General features: G+C 61.3%; 9 protein-coding genes. 7 read left to right on the forward strand and 2 right to left on the reverse strand.

Annotated elements, in window-relative coordinates; genetic code table 11:
- Positions 1–16 precede the first annotated feature (16 nt).
- Complete coding sequence (locus NCR98_RS21230) at positions 17–1489, reverse strand: ATP-binding protein (RefSeq protein WP_250527190.1); 1473 nt, start codon at positions 1487–1489, stop codon at positions 17–19.
- 265 nt (positions 1490–1754) lie between these two features.
- Between NCR98_RS21230 and NCR98_RS21235 the strand changes: the two genes are divergently transcribed.
- From NCR98_RS21235 to NCR98_RS21250, 4 genes are read left to right on the forward strand one after another with little or no spacing between them, the layout of a single operon-like run.
- Positions 1755–2435, forward strand: a complete 681-nt coding sequence (locus tag NCR98_RS21235) for a response regulator transcription factor (protein ID WP_244831202.1) — start codon at positions 1755–1757, stop codon at positions 2433–2435.
- Positions 2436–2450: 15 nt separating this feature from the next.
- Positions 2451–7421, forward strand: coding sequence for an AAA family ATPase (locus NCR98_RS21240; protein ID WP_250527191.1), 4971 nt, complete (start codon positions 2451–2453; stop codon positions 7419–7421).
- A 12-nt stretch (positions 7422–7433) separates the two neighbouring features.
- Positions 7434–10376, forward strand: coding sequence for a hybrid sensor histidine kinase/response regulator (locus NCR98_RS21245; RefSeq protein WP_250527192.1), 2943 nt, complete (start codon positions 7434–7436; stop codon positions 10374–10376).
- A complete protein-coding gene (locus tag NCR98_RS21250) occupies positions 10373–11548 on the forward strand; it encodes a hybrid sensor histidine kinase/response regulator (protein WP_250527193.1) in 1176 nt (391 codons plus the stop codon). The genes NCR98_RS21245 and NCR98_RS21250 overlap by 4 nt, the downstream gene beginning before the upstream one ends.
- A 20-nt stretch (positions 11549–11568) precedes the next feature.
- Here NCR98_RS21250 and NCR98_RS21255 read toward each other — a convergent pair whose 3' ends face one another.
- Entirely contained in the window at positions 11569–12390 is an 822-nt protein-coding gene (locus NCR98_RS21255; RefSeq protein WP_250527194.1) for an alpha/beta fold hydrolase, read from the reverse strand.
- A 371-nt stretch (positions 12391–12761) separates the two neighbouring features.
- Between NCR98_RS21255 and NCR98_RS21260 the strand changes: the two genes are divergently transcribed.
- The 3 genes from NCR98_RS21260 (at position 12762) to NCR98_RS21270 (ending at position 16868) form a co-directional block, all read left to right on the forward strand.
- Complete coding sequence (locus NCR98_RS21260) at positions 12762–13397, forward strand: hydrolase (RefSeq protein ID WP_244831207.1); 636 nt, start codon at positions 12762–12764, stop codon at positions 13395–13397.
- 96 nt (positions 13398–13493) lie between these two features.
- On the forward strand, positions 13494–15380 hold the full coding sequence (locus NCR98_RS21265) for an amidohydrolase (protein WP_250527195.1): 1887 nt from the start codon (positions 13494–13496) through the stop codon (positions 15378–15380).
- 18 nt (positions 15381–15398) lie between these two features.
- The gene (locus NCR98_RS21270; protein ID WP_250527196.1) at positions 15399–16868 is read left to right on the forward strand and encodes a mechanosensitive ion channel family protein; all 1470 of its coding nucleotides are present in this window, start codon (positions 15399–15401) and stop codon (positions 16866–16868) included.

The raw sequence follows: 16868 nt of genomic DNA on the forward strand, positions 1-16868 counted from the left end.
CGCTTAACGTCTAACCTTACTCGACAACGAGACCTCGCGGGGTGTCGGGCTCATTCGCTTCGTCGGCACCGGAGAAGTCGGCGCAACGTTCCAGATAATGCGCGAGACGCCTGGCGATTGCCGTGCTGTCGTTCTCCGCCGCGAGTCTTTCCAGCGCATACGCACGCATCGATTCCGATAACCGGTAGCGCACGACGGGGCCGCCATATTCGACGATCAACAGCGATTTCGCGGCGAGTTCGCTCGCGGCGTCGATCACGGTTGCGAGCGCAAGTCCGTCATCGCATGCGACAGCGCACAGGGCTTCGAACGAAAACGAGTCTTCGAAAACGGCCATCCTGCGCAGCAAGGTCTTCTCCTGCGCGGCGAGCGGCCCGTAGCTCCAGTCGAAATTCGCACGCAACGTCTGATGACGCGGCAGCGCGGTGCGGTATCCGCCAGCGAGCATGGACATACGGTCGTCCAGCCGCCGATGAATATCTTCGAGGCCGAGCGCGGCAAGACGCGCCGTCGCCAGTTCGATGGCAAGCGGATTGCCGTCGAGCCGCCGGCATATCGTCCCTATGCGGCCGATCTGCGCGCTGTCGTCGCCGAGATTGCGCTGCACGGCGCGGCCACGGCGGAGAAAGAGCCGCACGGAAGCATGTTCGAGCGTTTGCGCATCCGTCGATCCGGCGCGCGGCACGTCGAGCGGATCGACGCGATAGAGCGTCTCGGACATGATGCGCAATGGCTCGCGGCTCGTAACCAGAACGCGGATGCCGTCATTGGCGGCGGCGAGCGCATCGACTATTTGCGCGGCATGCGCGATCACATGCTCGGCATTGTCGATGAACACGAGTCCACGCTCGGGCAGCGACGAGAAGTCGAGCGGCTCGTGTTCCGGCAAACCGCATGCGCGCGCGATGGCTTCTTGCACCGAGCGCGGGTGGTCGAGTCGCGCGAGATCGGCGAAGAAGATCGGCTCTGCGCGCGCCGCTGTCCATTGACGCGCCGCTTCGAGCGCGAGCGCCGATTTGCCGATGCCGCCCGCGCCCACGAGCGTGAGCACTTGCGTCGCGGCGAGCATCGTGGCAATACGGGCAAGCGCGTCTTCTCGCCCGATGAGTTCCGGTCGAGCGAAACGCGCCTCGGCATGCGGACACGAAGGTCTGACAGTTCGCCTTGTCAGTCTGTACCCACGGCCCGGCACGGTCACGATAATGTCGCGATCGCTGCCCAGGTTTTTACGCAGGCTGGATAAGTGAACCTGGATATTGTTTTCTTCGACGACGGTGCGCGGCCAGACCGCGCTCATCAATTCGTCCTTGGTGACGAGGCGCCCTTCCGCTTTAGCCAGCACGACGAGAATATCGAATGCGCGCGAGCCCACGGACATGATCTCGCCTTGACGGTGCAAGGTACGCGCTTCGAGGTCGATCCGTATGCCGCCCAGATCGATAATGCCGCTGTGCGATCCGGGTAAGGGCAACTCGGCAATGGCGTTCATGGTGTCGTTCCGTTTGCGATGGATGTCCGATCACATAACCGATCCTATGCTTTTCAGCCTTTGCGCCCGATGAGAAAATCATTAAGCTTAGTTAACTCCGCGCCTTCATTAGTAATTCGGGAATACCTTGCCATTTTCCGCGCGCACGTTAACTTAATTTAATAATGACCGGATTTATGCGCGGACCATGCGGGCGCATAATGCACGGCGGGAAGCACTGTACTCGAAAATCAGAGTGCGCTTCGAGCCTGTTACGAGCCATAAAATGAAAATCCTGGTCATCGAAGACAACGAGCAAGTCGCCGGATTCTTGCGCAAGGGTTTGGCCGAAATGGGCCATGTCATCGATTGCGCGGACAATGGCCGCGACGGCATGTTTCTCGCGGCCGGCGAGACCTACGATTCGATCATCTTGGACCGCATGCTGCCGGGCGGTATCGACGGCCTCGGCATCATCTCGGCGTTGCGCGCGACCGGCAACAAGGTGCCTATCCTCATTCTGAGCGCGCTTGGCGAAGTGGATGAACGCATTCGCGGCCTCAAGGCCGGCGGTGACGATTACGTCGTCAAGCCCTTTGCGCTGGGCGAAGTCGCGGCGAGGCTCGACGCATTGACGCGACGCTCGCAAGAAAACCTCGTGGACACGGCGTTGAAGGTAGGCGATCTGAGCATCGACCTGCTTTCGCGCAAGGTCGTGCGCGCGGGCAAGGCTATCGTGCTCAAGCCGCGCGAATTCAAGCTGCTCGAATATCTCATGCGCCACGCGGAACAAGTCGTGACGCGCACCATGCTGCTGGAGAACATCTGGGAATATCACTTCGATCCGCAGACCAACGTGATCGACGTGCACGTGAGCAAGCTGCGTCAGAAGATCGATACCGGCTTCGACAAGTCGCTGCTCCTGACCGTCCGCAATGCCGGCTATATGCTGACCGCAGAAGCGTAGCGGGAGGGCGCGAGCATGCTGGAACTGCGGAACTTCGAGCGGCGAACCCTGTGCGATGACGGCGAGTTCGTCCTGTCGCGGCTGTGGCGTCGCGAAGACGCGCAGACCTGGCTTGCTGTGGCGCACGTGGCGCAAGTCGTGGAGAGTCAGGCGCGGCTCACGCGTGCGTTCGAACTGCGCGCGCTACTCGACAGCCCGGTTCTCACGCGGCCGCATGCGCTGGTGGAGTTGCGTGGCGCGGCCACGCTTCTGCTCGAAGATCGCGGCGGTGTTTCGCTTGCATCGATATCTGCGGGAACACTCGGCGTGCATGAGAGCTTGCGCATCGCGGTGAATCTTGCAGCGGCGCTCAAGGTGCTGCATGCGCGCGGCGTCATGCACAAGGACTTGCGACCGGCCAACATACTCGTCGATGTAGCGAGCGGCGAAGTGGCGCTCACGGGTTTCGGACGCGCATCGAGAGCAACGCGCGAACGTCCCGCAACGGAACTCGCGCCCGTGACCATGGACGCGCTCGCTTACCTTTCGCCCGAGCAAACGGGGCTCACGAATCGCGGTGTGGATTCGCGCTGTGACTTGTATTCGCTTGGCGTCGTGTTCTACGAGATGCTCGCGGGCAAGCTGCCGTATCGCGCCGCGTCGCCCGCCGAATGGCTGCATTGTCATATCGCGCGTCAGCCGATTCCGCTTGCCGAACAAGCGCCTCACGTGCCGCGACAGTTGGCCGCCATCGTCGCGCGGCTCCTCGCGAAAGCCGCCGAGGAACGCTATCAGACCGCGCTCGGGCTCGAACACGATTTGCGCCGCTGTCTCGATTCATGGCAACGCAGCGAGCGTATCGAAGCGTTCACGCCGGGCGAGCACGACGCGCCCGAACATTTGCTCATTCCCGAACGCCTTTACGGACGCGAAGTCGAAAGCGCGGCGCTCGCGAACGCATTTCAGCGCGTGGCGCAGCAAGGTCGCTCGGAATTCGTGCTGGTGTCGGGCTACTCGGGTATCGGCAAATCGGCGCTCGTTGGCGACCTGCAAAAGAGGCTCGTGGCCGGTAACGGGCGCTTCGCATCAGGCAAGTTCGATCAATACAAGCGCGACATTCCCTACGCCACCCTCGCGCAATCTTTTCAGCAATTGATCCGCCAACTGCTCGACGATAAAGCCTTCGACCTGCCGTCATGGCAGACGCGTCTTGCCGATGCGCTTGGCGCGCATGCGCAACTCATCGTCGATCTCGTGCCGGACCTGGAACGTGTGATCGGTCCGCAACCCGCTGTGCCGGCGCTCGGGCCACGCGAGGCACATGTGCGTCTGCAAGCGGTGCTCGCGCGTTTCATCGGCACGTTCTGTGGTCCAGGCGAGACGCTCGTGCTCTTTCTCGACGATCTCCAATGGCTCGATTCCGGCACGAGCAGCTGGATCGAATATATGGCGGCGTCCGCGGATACGCGTCACGTGCTCTTCATCGGCGCGTATCGGGACAACGAAGTGGGCCCCACGCACACGCTCTCACGCGTGCTCGCGACGGTGCGCGAAACCAGCACGCCGCTGCATCTCATTCTGCTGGCGCCCCTTGCGCCCGGCGATGTATCGAATCTGCTGGCCGATACGCTGCATGCCGACGCCGCTGAAGCAGAACCGCTCGCCAGCCTGCTATTCGACAAGACCGGTGGCAATCCTTTTTTCGTGGTGCAGTTCCTGCGCATTCTCGAAGAAGAACGGCTGTTGCATTTCGACCGCGATACACGCGTTTGGCGCTGGGAAATCGACCGCATTCGTGCGGCGCGTTTTGCGGAAAGCGTCGTCGATCTGATGGTGGAGCGCATTGCGCGCGCGCCGCAAGCGACGCAAGACATGCTGAAGTGGTTCGCGTGTCTCGGCAACGCGGCAACGGATGCGACGCTCGCGCAAGTGTGCGCCGATGCCGTAGGCGACATCGACGCCGCGCTCGGCAATGCGGTCGAAGCAGGTCTCGTGTATAGGCGCGAGAACGGTTATGCATTCGTTCACGACCGCGTGCAGGAAGCAGCCTACGCGATGATTCCGCCCGGCGAGCGCGCGCTCGCGCACTTGCGAATCGCGCGAATGTTCGATGCGACCAAAGCGCATGACGCCGAGGCCGACATCTTCGAGATCGTCAATCAGTACGATCGCGCGATCGCATTGGTCGATAACGCGGCGGAGCGCGAGCGAATCGTCGAGCTCAATTTGCAGGCGGGCAAGCGCGCGAAGGCTTCGTCGGCGTTCGGTTCCGCCTTGACGTACTTCTCGACGGGAAGCGATCTTCTCGATACCGCTCGATGGCACGACGACTATGCGCGCAAGTTCGCGCTGGAAAGCAACCGCGCCGAGTGCGAGTTCCTGACAGGCGATACCCAAGCCGCGTGCAAGCGACTGACCGAACTCGCCGAGCGGGCAAACACGCTGCCGGATCGCGCCATTGTCACGTTCCTGCGCGTCACGCTCTACACCGCGCTCGATCAGATGCAGCTTGCCGTGCAAACGTGTCTGGAGTATTTGCGGCACGTCGGTATCGAGTGGGAGCCGCATCCGGGACGCGCCGCCGCGCGCCTCGAATACGACGCGCTGCTTCGGCAGATCGGCTCGAAGCCGATCGAACGCCTGATCGACCTGCCCTTGCTCGAATCGTCCGATCTCGCCGCCACGCTCGATGTGCTCACGGCCGTGCTGCCGCCCGCGTTCTTCAGCGACGAAGACCTCGTCTGCCTGGTGCTGTGCCGCATGGCGAATCTGAGCGTGGCGCACGGCAACAGCGATGCATCGTCGCTCGGCTATGCCTATCTCGGCATGGTGACGGGTCCTATCTTCGGCGACTATCAGGCGGGGTTCGGCTTTGGACGCCTGGGACTTGCGCTCGTCGACGAACGCGCGCTCGACCGCTTCAAGGCGCGCGTCTACATGTGCTTCGCGTATCACGTCACGCCGTGGACGCGGCACATTCGCACGAATCTGCCCTTGTTGCGCCGCGCGTTCGATGCCGCGACGGAGAGCGGCGATCTGACCTATACGGGCTTCAGCAGTTGCACGTTGATCACGAGTCTGCTGGCTGCGGGCGAACCGCTTGCAGACGTGGAGCGCGAGGCACAAGAGCGGCTGTCGGTCGTGAAGAGCGCGAAGTTCGGGCTTATCGTCGATATCGTTACTTCGCAGTTGCGGCTGATCGGTCACTTGCGTGGCGACAGCGTGCTTCTCGCGGGATTCGACGAAGCCGAGTTCGAGCGCCGCCTCGAAGCCGATGCCAGTCTCGCGATTGCCGCATGCTGGTACTGGATTCGCAAGCAGCAATGGCTCCATTTCGCCGATGACATAGCGGGCGCCGCCGCCGCGGGCGATAAAGCCAGGCCGCTCTTGTGGACCTCCGCCGGCCACTTCGAAATGGCCGAATACTATTTTCATGCGGCGCTGGTGCTTGCACGCATGCACGATCCGCGCAAACACGATGTGTCGTCAACACTTGCGGAGTATCACGGCAAGTTGCAGGTCTGGGCCTATCACGGTCCGGCGAATTTCGGCTGCCGGGCGGCGCTCGTGGAAGGCGAAGTCGCGCGCATCGAGAACCGGCCGTTCGACGCGATGCGTCATTACGAAGACGCTATCGCGCTCGCACGCGAACATCGCTTTGTGCAGATCGAAGCGCTGGCCCATGAAACGGCCGCGCGCTTTTACATCGAACGCGAATTCACGACGATCGCTCATGTCTATCTGGGCCATGCACGGCGCGCGTATCTGCGCTGGGGCGCGATGGCGAAGGTTCACGCGCTGGAGCGGCTTTATCCGGAACTCGTCGAAAGCCCTGAGGAAAGCCTGACGGCAAGGAATGTCGTGGCGGAACGCTTCGATGTGGAAACCGTCGTGCAGGCGTCGCAAGCAATCTCAGGCGAGATCGTGCTCGAACGGCTCTTGCGCACGCTCATGACCATCGTGCTCGAACATGCGGGCGCGCGTCGCGCGGTGCTCGTCTTGCCGCGCGAAGAGAAACTGTGGATCGAGGCGCAGGCCGTATCTGGCAGGGACGGTGTGCAGGTCCGCATGGAAAGCGCTCCGATGACGCCGCGTGAATTGCCGGTATCCATCGTGCACTTCGCCATGCGCATGCGGGAGCGCGTGCATATCGACGACGCCACGTTGCCCAATGAATTCTCCGCCGACGAGTATCTGCGTTCGAGCGGCGCGCGCTCGGTGCTCGTCGTGCCCATCATCAAGCAGGCCAAGCTCAAGGGCGTGCTGTATCTCGAGAACGATCTCGCGCCCGGCGTGTTCACGGCAGCGCGTATCACGGTGCTGACACTGCTTGCGTCGCAGGCGGCTATTTCGCTCGAGAACGCATCGCTCGAACAGAAGGAGGCCATGCTCGAAGAGAAGGAAGCGTTGCTTCACGAAGTGCATCATCGCGTGAAGAACAATCTGCAACTCATCAGCAGCCTGCTCAATCTGCAGGCTTCGCGTGTAGAAGACAAGGCGGTAGCCGAACTCTTCGCCGAAAGCCGCAACCGTGTGCGATCGATGGCGATGGTGCACGAAAACCTTTATCGTGCTGGCAATTTCGCTCGCATCATGATGGCGCCGCACGTGAGGAACCTGTGCAAGCATCTCGCGCAGGCTTACGACATGCGGCGTCTCAGCGTGGACATGGACGTGGTCGTCGACGATATCCAGCTCGACATGAATCGCGCGGTGTCGTGCGGGCTCATCATCAACGAGCTCGTGTCCAATGCGCTCAAACATGCGTTTCCGGAGGGACGCGGCGGACTGTTGCGTATAGAGCTTCGTATCACGGACAAGGACCGTTGCCGCCTCGTGATCGCCGACGATGGCGTGGGACTGTCGCCCGCGTTTTCGCTCGATCAGGCCGACACGCTCGGGCTGCAACTCGTGCATGATCTCGCGCATCAATTGCACGGCAATGTCGATGTGAACCGCGCAGGCGGCACGGTCTTCACCATAGCCTTCGAAGCCGAAGCAAGCTGACCTCAACGAACGATGGCACCTGCACGCATCCTGATTGTGGAAGACGACCGAGTGGTCGCCCGCGATATCGCCCAGCAAATGATCCGCAACGGTCATACGGTGGTCGGCTCGACCGCGCGCGGCGAAGATGCGCTCGTGCTGGCGAAGGAAGTGCGTCCCGATCTCGTGCTCATGGATGTGCGGCTCGAAGGCGAGCTCGACGGTATCGATGCGGCGCGGCTTCTGCGCGAGCAATTCAGGCTGCCGGTCGTGTTCCTGACCGCTTATGCCGACGAGGAAACCGTGCAGCGCGCCACCACGGCCGAGCCGTTCGGTTATGTGCTCAAGCCATTCGACGACACGCAATTGCGCACCGTGGTCGAAATGGCGCTCTACAAATACGCGGCCGAGCGGCGCATGCGCGAAAGCGACGAGCGCTATGCGGTGACGCTGTCGAGTATCGGCGATGGCGTGATCGCCACGGACCCGGAAGGGCGCATCGACTTCATGAACGCGGTGGCCGAACGGTTGACGGGCTGGCCACGCAATGAAGCACGCGGCCGCTTGCTGGGCGAGGTCTTTTGCGTCGTCGATGAAATCACGCGCGAGCCGGTGTCGTCGTTCTTGCGCGCGGATGAAGACATCGGCTTGCCGAGCCGCAATCTGCTGATCGCGCGTCACGGCCAGGAAGTGCCGGTGGAAGCGAGCGGTTCGCCTATCGTCGATGAACGCGGCGAAGGGCTCGGCATCGTGTTCGTGTTCCGCGATGTCACGCAACGGCGGCGCGCGGAAGAAGCGGAGATTTTGCGTGAGACCAATGCACGATTCGAAGCGGCGATGTGCGGATCGAATGTCGGCGTATGGGAAATCGACATGCCCGACGGCGATTTCCGCCACGGCAAGGCACGCTTCTCGAACATCTGGGAATGGCTCGGCTATGGCGGCAAGGAGCCATTGCTCGACTACGAGTCGTACATGAGCGTGGTGCACCCGCAGGAACGGGCCGCGACCGAAGCGGCCGTCGAGCGTTATCTCGAACATGCGAATGGCGTGTTCGAGATGGAGAACCGCCTCTTGCATAGCGATGGCAGCGATCGCAAGGTGCTGGTACGCGGCATGGCAAGGCGCGATGCGAGCGGTAAGCCCGTGCGCTTCGTCGGGAGTCTAGTGGACATCACCGAGCTCAAGCACGCCGAGAACGAACTACGCGCGAGCGAGGAACGCTTTCGCGGCACCTTCGAGAACGCGGCAGTGGGTATTGCGCATTGCGACCTCGAAGGCCGCTTTTTGCGCGTGAATCAGCGTGCTTGCGAGATCGTCGGATACGAACGCGATGCGTTGCTCGGCAAGCGCCTGCGCGATGTCACCGACGACGACTTCGTGACCGGAAGCCTGCAACGCTATTTCATGTTGACCGAGGGCGGCGTTTCGCATTACTCGGAAGAGAAACCGCTCGTGAGACGCGACGGTCAGCGCGTGTGGGTCAATTTATCGGTGGCGCTGCAATACGACTCTTCCGGGCACACGAGTCACACCATCGCCATCATTCAGGACATCTCGGCGCGCAAGGCACTGGAAGATGCGGTGCGCGTGGCGCGCGACGCCGCCGAAGCGGCCAACAAGGCGAAGGATCAGTTTCTCGCGAATATCAGCCACGAATTGCGCACGCCGCTCAACGGCATTCTCGGCTATGCGCAAATCCTGCGACGCGATGAAACGTTGAGCCGCAGACAGTTGTCTAGTCTTGGCGTGATCGAACAGAGTGGCGAGCATCTTCTCATGCTCATCAACGATTTGCTGGACTTCGCGCGCATCGGTGCGGGCAAGCTCGAAATGCAGGTGCGCGATGTGCCACTCGGTCCGTTTCTCGATGTCATCGCGGAGATCGTCGGCGTGCGCGCCCAGCAAAAGCGCCTGCAACTCCACTATCATGCGGCGCCGAATCTGCCGCGCGCGATCAGCGTCGATGAAAAGCGCTTGCGTCAGGTGTTGCTCAATCTGCTCGTCAATGCAGTGAAGTTCACGGATCAGGGCGAAGTCAGTCTCGCGGTTTCGGAAATATGGCCCGGACGTCTGCGCTTCGAAGTGAAGGACACGGGAATAGGTATCAGCCCCGACCGGCTCGATGTGATCTTTCAGCCCTTCGAGCAGGCGGGCGAACTCACGCGTCGGAGCGGCGGCGCGGGACTCGGTCTTGCCATCAGCCGGCAACTCGTGCGCATGATGGGAAGCGATATTCACGTCGCGAGTTCGCTTGGCCGAGGCAGCGCGTTCTGGTTCGAACTCGACGCGCCCGGCGCCACGGCGCAACCCGTGCCCGCGATTCTGCCGGTGGGCGTCACGCGCTATGAAGGCCGCGAGCGTCACATACTCGTGCTCGACGATGTCGCGGCCAATCGCATCCTGCTCGTCGATACCTTGCAACGTAGCGGCTTTCGCGTATCGCAAGGAGAGAACGGCCGCGAGGGACTTGCGATGGCGAGCGAGGACCGGCCCGATCTGATCGTCGTCGATACGCTCATGCCGGTGATGGGTGGCATCGAGATGCTGGAGCGTCTGCGCGCGCTGGAAGCGTTGCGCGACGTGCCGGTGATCGCCGTATCGGCCGATGCATCGCGCGGCAATGCGCAGGCCAATCTCGCGGCGGGCGCCAATGTGTTCATCGAGAAGCCGCTGAACCTGCATGTGCTGCTCAAGGAGATCACCGGCCTTCTGGCGTTGCAATGGGCGCCGCGTACGGGAAGACATGCTCGGGCCGACGAAGCGCTCGTCGTGCCGCCGCCCGAGGAAATGGCGCTGCTGCATCGCTTTGCGCTGCTCGGTTCGATGCGCGACATCATTGAGCGGGCCGAGCATCTGACGGTACTCGACAAGCGCTATGAAATTTTCGCAACGCGTCTGCGATGTCTTGCCGCCGGGTACGAATCGCAAGCGCTGTTGTCCCTGATCGAAGAACATCTGGACCCAAGCTCGTGAGTACGCAAGACTTACCCGATACCGCCACGCCAGTCGTTCTCGTTGTCGACGATACCGCAACGAATCTCGGCCTCGTGGTCGATGCGCTCGAAGGAAACAACTTGCGCGTGACCGTTGCGCGCGATGGCCGCGAGGCGCTGGGCCGCGCCGAACTCGTGCAGCCCGATCTGATTCTGCTCGACGTGATGATGCCCGGTCTCGACGGTTTCGAGACCTGCCGTCAGCTCAAGGCCAACCCGAACACGCGCGACATTCCGGTCATCTTCATGACCTCGCTCACGCAGACCGAGGACAAGATCACGGGCTTCAGCGCTGGCGCCGTGGACTTCGTCACCAAGCCACTGCACATGGAGGAAGTCGCCGCGAGAGTGCATACGCATCTCAAGTTGCGGGCCTTGCAGAAGTTGCAGCGCGAGCAGAATTTGCGGCTTCAGGAAGAGGTCAACACGCGCAAGCAGGCGCAGGAAGCGCTGATCGAAGTCATCAACGGCGTGCGCAACGTGTCGAATGCAATCGCCCATGATTTGCGTACGCCGCTTGCCGAACTGCGTTCGCGTCTCGAAGTGCTGATGATCGGCTTGCGCAAGGAAGGGAATGAAGCCACGCTCGCGCAACTGGAGCCCGCGCTTGCGGATGTCGATCGCGTGATCGGCATCTTCAATGCGCTCTTGCGGCTCGCCGAAATCGATGCGGGCGTGCGTCGCTCGGGTTTCGAGTCCAGCGATTTGCTCGCCATTGTCTCGGATGCAGTCGAGTTCTATCAGCCCGTGGCGGAACTGCGTGGCGTGACGCTTTCCATGACGCAGGCGGACGAACTGTATGCTGTGGTCGATCCCTTGCTGCTGGCGCAGGCTATCGGCAATCTGATCGATAACGCTATCAAGTTCGCGCGTGAAAATGGCGAGGTCGAAGTGTCGCTCCTGGCGCGCGATGACGGCATAGAGTTATCCGTATCCGACGATGGCCCCGGTATTCCCGACGCGGAAAAGCACAAGGTCACCGAGCGGTTCTATCGCGGCGACGCGAGCCGTGGGACGCCCGGTGTGGGACTTGGGCTCGCGCTCGTCAAGGCGGTGGCGACGTTGCATCACGGCAAAATCGAATTCGCCGATAAGCATCCGGGATTAAGCGCGGTACTGACTATTCGGTCGGCTGACATGCTCGCTTCGTAGCGAGCATGTCACGTGCAGCATCAGCTTTGCAAGAACGCCAGCAGATCCGCATTCACGCGATCGGCTTCCGTCGTGCACATGCCGTGCGGCGCGCCAGCATAAACCTTTAGCGTCGCGTTCTTCACGATCTCCGCCGTGCGTCGTCCCGACGCTTCTATCGGCACGATTTGATCGTCGTCGCCATGCAAAACGAGCGTGGGAATGTCGATTTTCTTCAGATCATCGGTGTAGTTCACTTCCGAGAATTGCTTGATGCACTCGTACTGGCCTTTGATCGAGCCCATCATGCCCTGCCGCCAGAACTCGTCGATGTTGCCTTGTATGACCTTCGCGCCGTCACGGTTGTAGCCCAGAAACGGTACGGCCAGATCCTTGAAGAATTGCGAGCGATTCGAAGCCGTATTGTCGCGGATGCCGTCGAACACCGACATCGGCAAGCCGAGCGGATTACTCTCGGACTTGAGCATCATCGGCGGCACGGCTCCGATCAGCACGGCCTTCGAGACGCGCCCGCTGCCATGACGTCCGATGTAATGCGCAACCTCGCCGCCGCCCGTCGAATGGCCGACGAGCATGGCGTCCTTCAGATCGAGCGCGTCGAGCACGGCGGCTAGATCGTCCGCATACGTGTCCATGTCGTTGCCTTCCGAAGTCTGGTCGGAGCGGCCATGACCGCGACGGTCATGCGCAATGACGCGGTATCCCTTCTGCGCCAAAAACAGCATTTGCGGGTCCCATGCATCCGCGCAAAGCGGCCAGCCATGCGAGAAGACCACCGGCTTGCCGCTGCCCCAGTCCTTATAAAAAATATTCGTGCCGTCCTTGGTCTTTACGGTGCTCATGGCGTGTCCTTTAGCGATGTTGGTCGAGCGCGTGCGCTAAGAATCATTCCTTGAGCGCGACGCGTTGACCGAATCTTAGCCGCGTGGAAGACGCCTGAACTTGAGAAAAGATTAATTGTTCTTAAGGCGGTTTAATCGCGGTGCATGCTCCCGCCAGCGAAAGGCGAAGTCCTGAAATTCATTTCCTGAAAATCCCACGCGCTAAAGATTGAAGTGCATTTTCTTAGCGAATATTCGTTAAGAACAATTAAGGGATTTTTCAAGGACTCGGCGAAGACGCGTGGCTATCATCCATCTCAATCCTTCCAGCCGCTCACCCGAGCACGGCATGTTCGTCCTGACTGCCGCATCTTTTCCAACGGAGCCTGCAAATGCCGCAAGAACTATTGACCCCGGATACCTGCGCGGTTGCGCTGATCGACTATCAGCCGCAGATGTTTTTTGGCACGACCTCGCATGAACGCACCACCATCCTGCATAACGTGCAGGCTATCGCCAAGGCGGCGAAGTTGTTCAAGGTGCCGACCATTCTCACTACCGTTGCCGCCAAAACCTTTAGCGGCGACATGGTGCCCGAAGTGCAAGGCGTGTTTCCGGAGCAGCAGCCGGTTGACCGTACCTCGATGAACTCGTGGGAAGACGCGGGCTTTCGCCGAGCAATCGAAGCGACGGGCCGCAAGAAGATCGTGCTCGCGGGTCTTTGGACGGAAGTATGCGTGACGTTTCCGACCGTGCAGATGATCGCGGAAGGCTATCAAATCTACGTCCCGACCGATGCTTGTGGCGACATCACGCACGAAGCGCACGAACGCGCCGTGCAGCGAATCATCCAGGCCGGCGCGGTGCCAATGACGTCGCTTCAGTTCATGTTCGAACTGCAACGCGACTGGGGCCGCACCGAGACTTACGAAGGTTGCATGGACATTCTCAAGTCGCATAGCGCGTATGGCATCGGCGTGCGTTATGCGAAATCGATTCTCGGCGAACACGCAAGCGAAGCGGGCTGATTCGGCTCGCAGTCGTATCGAAAAGGCTGGCGCGAAGTTCATCGCGCCGGCTTCCAGCAAGCGCCGCGTCGCGGCACGCCTCACACGAGAACGCCCATGAATTCAAGCACGAGCTCAGGCACGGGTTCTGGCACGCCCGCGCGCGCCGATACCGTATTCTTCAACGGCAAGATTGCCACGCAGGACGACAAGCGTTCGTTCGCGGATGCGCTCGCGGTTGCCGATGGAAAGGTCATCGAAGCAGGATCGCGTGAAGTCGTGATGCGTCATGCGAACGACGCGACGCGCCTCATCGATCTCAACGGGCGCACCGTGATTCCCGGCCTCAACGATTCGCATCTGCATGTCATACGCGGCGGCCTCAACTTCAACATGGAATTGCGTTGGGATGGCGTTCCGTCGCTTGCGGACGCGCTCGACATGCTGAGGAAGCAGGTTGCACGCACGCCCGCCCCGCAATGGGTGCGCGTGGTCGGCGGCTGGAACGAATTTCAGTTTGCGGAGCGCCGTGGTCCGACGCTCGAAGAGATCAACGCGATTGCACCGGACACGCCGGTGTTCATCCTGCATCTGTATGACAGCGCATTGCTCAACGCGGCGGCCTTGCGCGCGGTCGGCTATACGAAGGAAACAGCCGATCCGCCCGGCGGCGAAATTCAGCGCGACAAGCGCGGCAATCCGACCGGCATGCTGATTGCGCGGCCCAACGCGGGCCTTCTTTACGCGACGCTCGCCAAGGGTCCGAAGCTGCCGCCCGACGAGCAGCGCAATTCCACGCGCCACTTCATGCGCGAGTTGAATCGTCTTGGCGTGACGAGCGCGATCGATGCAGGCGGCGGATATCAGGCTTATCCCGACGATTACGCGGTCATCATGGACTTGGCGAAGCACAACGAATTGACCGTGCGTATCGCGTACAACCTCTTCACGCAGAACGCGAAGAAGGAGATTGAAGACTTCGCGAAGTGGGTGAAGATGACGAAGCCCGGCGAAGGCGACGACTTCTTGCGCGTGAACGGCGCAGGCGAAATGCTGGTGTTCTCGGCGGCTGATTTCGAAGACTTTCTGGAACCGCGCCCCGACCTGCCCGACACGCTCGAAACCGAACTCGAAGCGGTAGTGCGTCTGCTCGTTGCAAACCGCTGGCCGTTCCGTCTGCATGCCACCTATAACGAATCGATCGAACGCTTCCTCAATGTGTTCGAACGTGTGAATGCCGACATTCCCTTCGATGGCTTGCGCTGGTTTTTCGATCATTGCGAGACCATCACGCAGAAAAATATCGACCGTGTAAAGGCGCTTGGCGGCGGTATCGCAATCCAGCATCGCATGGCGTATCAAGGCGAGTATTTCATCGCACGATACGGCGAGGAAGCCGTGAAGCGCACGCCGCCTATCCGCCACATGCTCGATGCCGGTCTGCCCGTGGGCGCGGGCACCGATGCCACGCGCGTGGCGAGCTTCAACCCGTTCGTCTCGCTTTATTGGATGGTGTCGGGCAAGACGGTCGGTGGCACGGCCATGTACGACGGCGCGAACAAACTCGACCGCATGGAAGCATTGCGCCGTTATTCCGTTGGCAGCGCGTGGTTTTCAAGCGAGGACGATCGCAAGGGCGCGCTCGTCGCGGGGCAGTTCGCGGACTTCGCGGTGCTATCGGAAGACTTCTTCACCGTCGATGAAAGCCGCATCAAGTTTCTCGATTCGGTCATGACCGTGGTGGGCGGCAAGGTCGTCTATGCGAGCGACGAGTTCACCCCGTACGGTCCCCCGGACTTGCCGGTGAGTCCGTCATGGTCGCCGGTGGCGGAGTTCGGCGGTTATAGCCGTTACAAGCCGACCGCGGTTGCCTGCGTGGACGGTTGCGTGAATCTTTGCAACGTGCATGCGCATGCGCACGGTTTCGCGTGGCGCAAGAACGTACCTGTCAGCGACTCGAACGGCTTCTGGGGCGCGCTGGGATGCAGTTGTTTCGCGTTTTGAACAAGGGCGAGTGACGCGATGCCGACCCTGACCGACGGCCTGCTCTTCGGCATCGCGATACTCGTCGTAGACTTCCTCGCGTGGCGCTTCATGGACCGCAGAAGCGAGCCTATGAGGCTCGCGTTTCGTGCGTCCATGTTCGCGTTATCGACGTGGGTGTTGTTCGCGCACGGCATGAATCCGCTCTTTGCGGCGCCCTGGCCCAACGAACCGCTGCGGCATCTGCTTGCGCAAGTGCTGGAGTTGATGTGGTGGCTGCAAGGCGCGCGGCTCGTCACGATCATGCTCGACCGCATCGTGCTGCCCGAAGCGTGGCACAAGGAGCGGCTCTTTCAGGACGTGCTCGGTGCGCTCGTCTATCTGGCTGCCGCGGTCGCGGCCGTTGCGTTCGTGTTGCAGCTGCCCGTGCGCGGGTTGCTGGCGACCTCGGGCGCGGTGGCCATTGTCATCGGACTTGCAATTCAAAGCACGCTCAACGATGTGTTCTCGGGCATCGTGCTCAACGCGACGCAGCCGTTTCGTCTGGGCGACTGGATCACTATCGGCGATGCCGAAGGCAAGGTCGTCGAGAGCAACTGGCGCGCGACAAGCCTGCTCAACGGGCAGGGCAATATCGTCGTGATCCCGAACAGCGTCGCGGCGCGCACGAACATCGTTAATTCGAATCAGCCGTTCGATACGAACGGCATCAGCGTCGTGCTCTCGGTGGATCCATCGGTGCGTCCCGCTGTCGTGCTCGATGCGCTCGGCGATGCCGCAGCGAGTTGCATCGACGTTATCGGCCGTCCCGCGCCGGTCGTAAGTGTGCGGCGCGCGACCGAAGACGCCATCGAATACGAGATTCTTTGTTACGTCGATTCGCTCGACAAGAAAGTAGCGGTGCGCAGCGATCTCTTCGATCTGGCGCATCGGCATCTAGGTTCGCGTGCGGTCGTGTTGCGTCCGTTGTCGGCGCCACGGCAAACGACGCAAGCCATCGACGAGAAGCTCGTGTTGTTGCGCGATGTGACCATCTTTCATACGCTCGATGCGGACGAACTGAACGAGCTCTCCAAACGCCTCACACGTCATGTTTTCGAAGTGGGCGAAACGGTGTTTGCAGCGGGCAGCGACGAAGGTCAGGCGTTGCACATCATTGCGCGTGGCGTGGCAAGCGTGACGGTGCCGAAAGCATCGCACGATCTCGAAGTGCGAAGACTTGCACCCGGCGATTCCATCGGTCAATCCGGCATTCTCGCGGGCGTGCAAAGCGATGTGACCGTGCGTGCGACGACGCGCGTCGTCGTGTACCGGCTCGACAAGGAGGCGCTCACGCCCATCCTCGCGCGACGTCCCGAGGTCACGAGCGAGATGTGCAGGCTGCTTTCCGAGCATCGGGCGAGCGACCAGATGTTGCGCGCGGCGCCTGCCGGGCAGGCATCGGAACATAGCAGTCTTTTCGGATGGATTCGCGAGAGCGTGAAGCGTTTTCATCAATTGACCTTTTGA

The organism is Caballeronia sp. GAWG2-1, assembly GCF_023631405.1.
Taxonomy (GTDB): domain Bacteria; phylum Pseudomonadota; class Gammaproteobacteria; order Burkholderiales; family Burkholderiaceae; genus Caballeronia.

Coding starts and splice junctions, on each gene's coding strand:
- NCR98_RS21265 (WP_250527195.1), top strand. CDS start 13,494: ATGAATTCAAGCACGAGCTCAGGCACGGGTTCTGGCACGCCCGCGCGC.
- NCR98_RS21255 (WP_250527194.1), bottom strand. CDS start 12,390: ATGAGCACCGTAAAGACCAAGGACGGCACGAATATTTTTTATAAGGAC.
- NCR98_RS21270 (WP_250527196.1), top strand. CDS start 15,399: ATGCCGACCCTGACCGACGGCCTGCTCTTCGGCATCGCGATACTCGTC.
- NCR98_RS21230 (WP_250527190.1), bottom strand. CDS start 1,489: ATGAACGCCATTGCCGAGTTGCCCTTACCCGGATCGCACAGCGGCATT.
- NCR98_RS21245 (WP_250527192.1), top strand. CDS start 7,434: ATGGCACCTGCACGCATCCTGATTGTGGAAGACGACCGAGTGGTCGCC.
- NCR98_RS21260 (WP_244831207.1), top strand. CDS start 12,762: ATGCCGCAAGAACTATTGACCCCGGATACCTGCGCGGTTGCGCTGATC.
- NCR98_RS21240 (WP_250527191.1), top strand. CDS start 2,451: ATGCTGGAACTGCGGAACTTCGAGCGGCGAACCCTGTGCGATGACGGC.
- NCR98_RS21235 (WP_244831202.1), top strand. CDS start 1,755: ATGAAAATCCTGGTCATCGAAGACAACGAGCAAGTCGCCGGATTCTTG.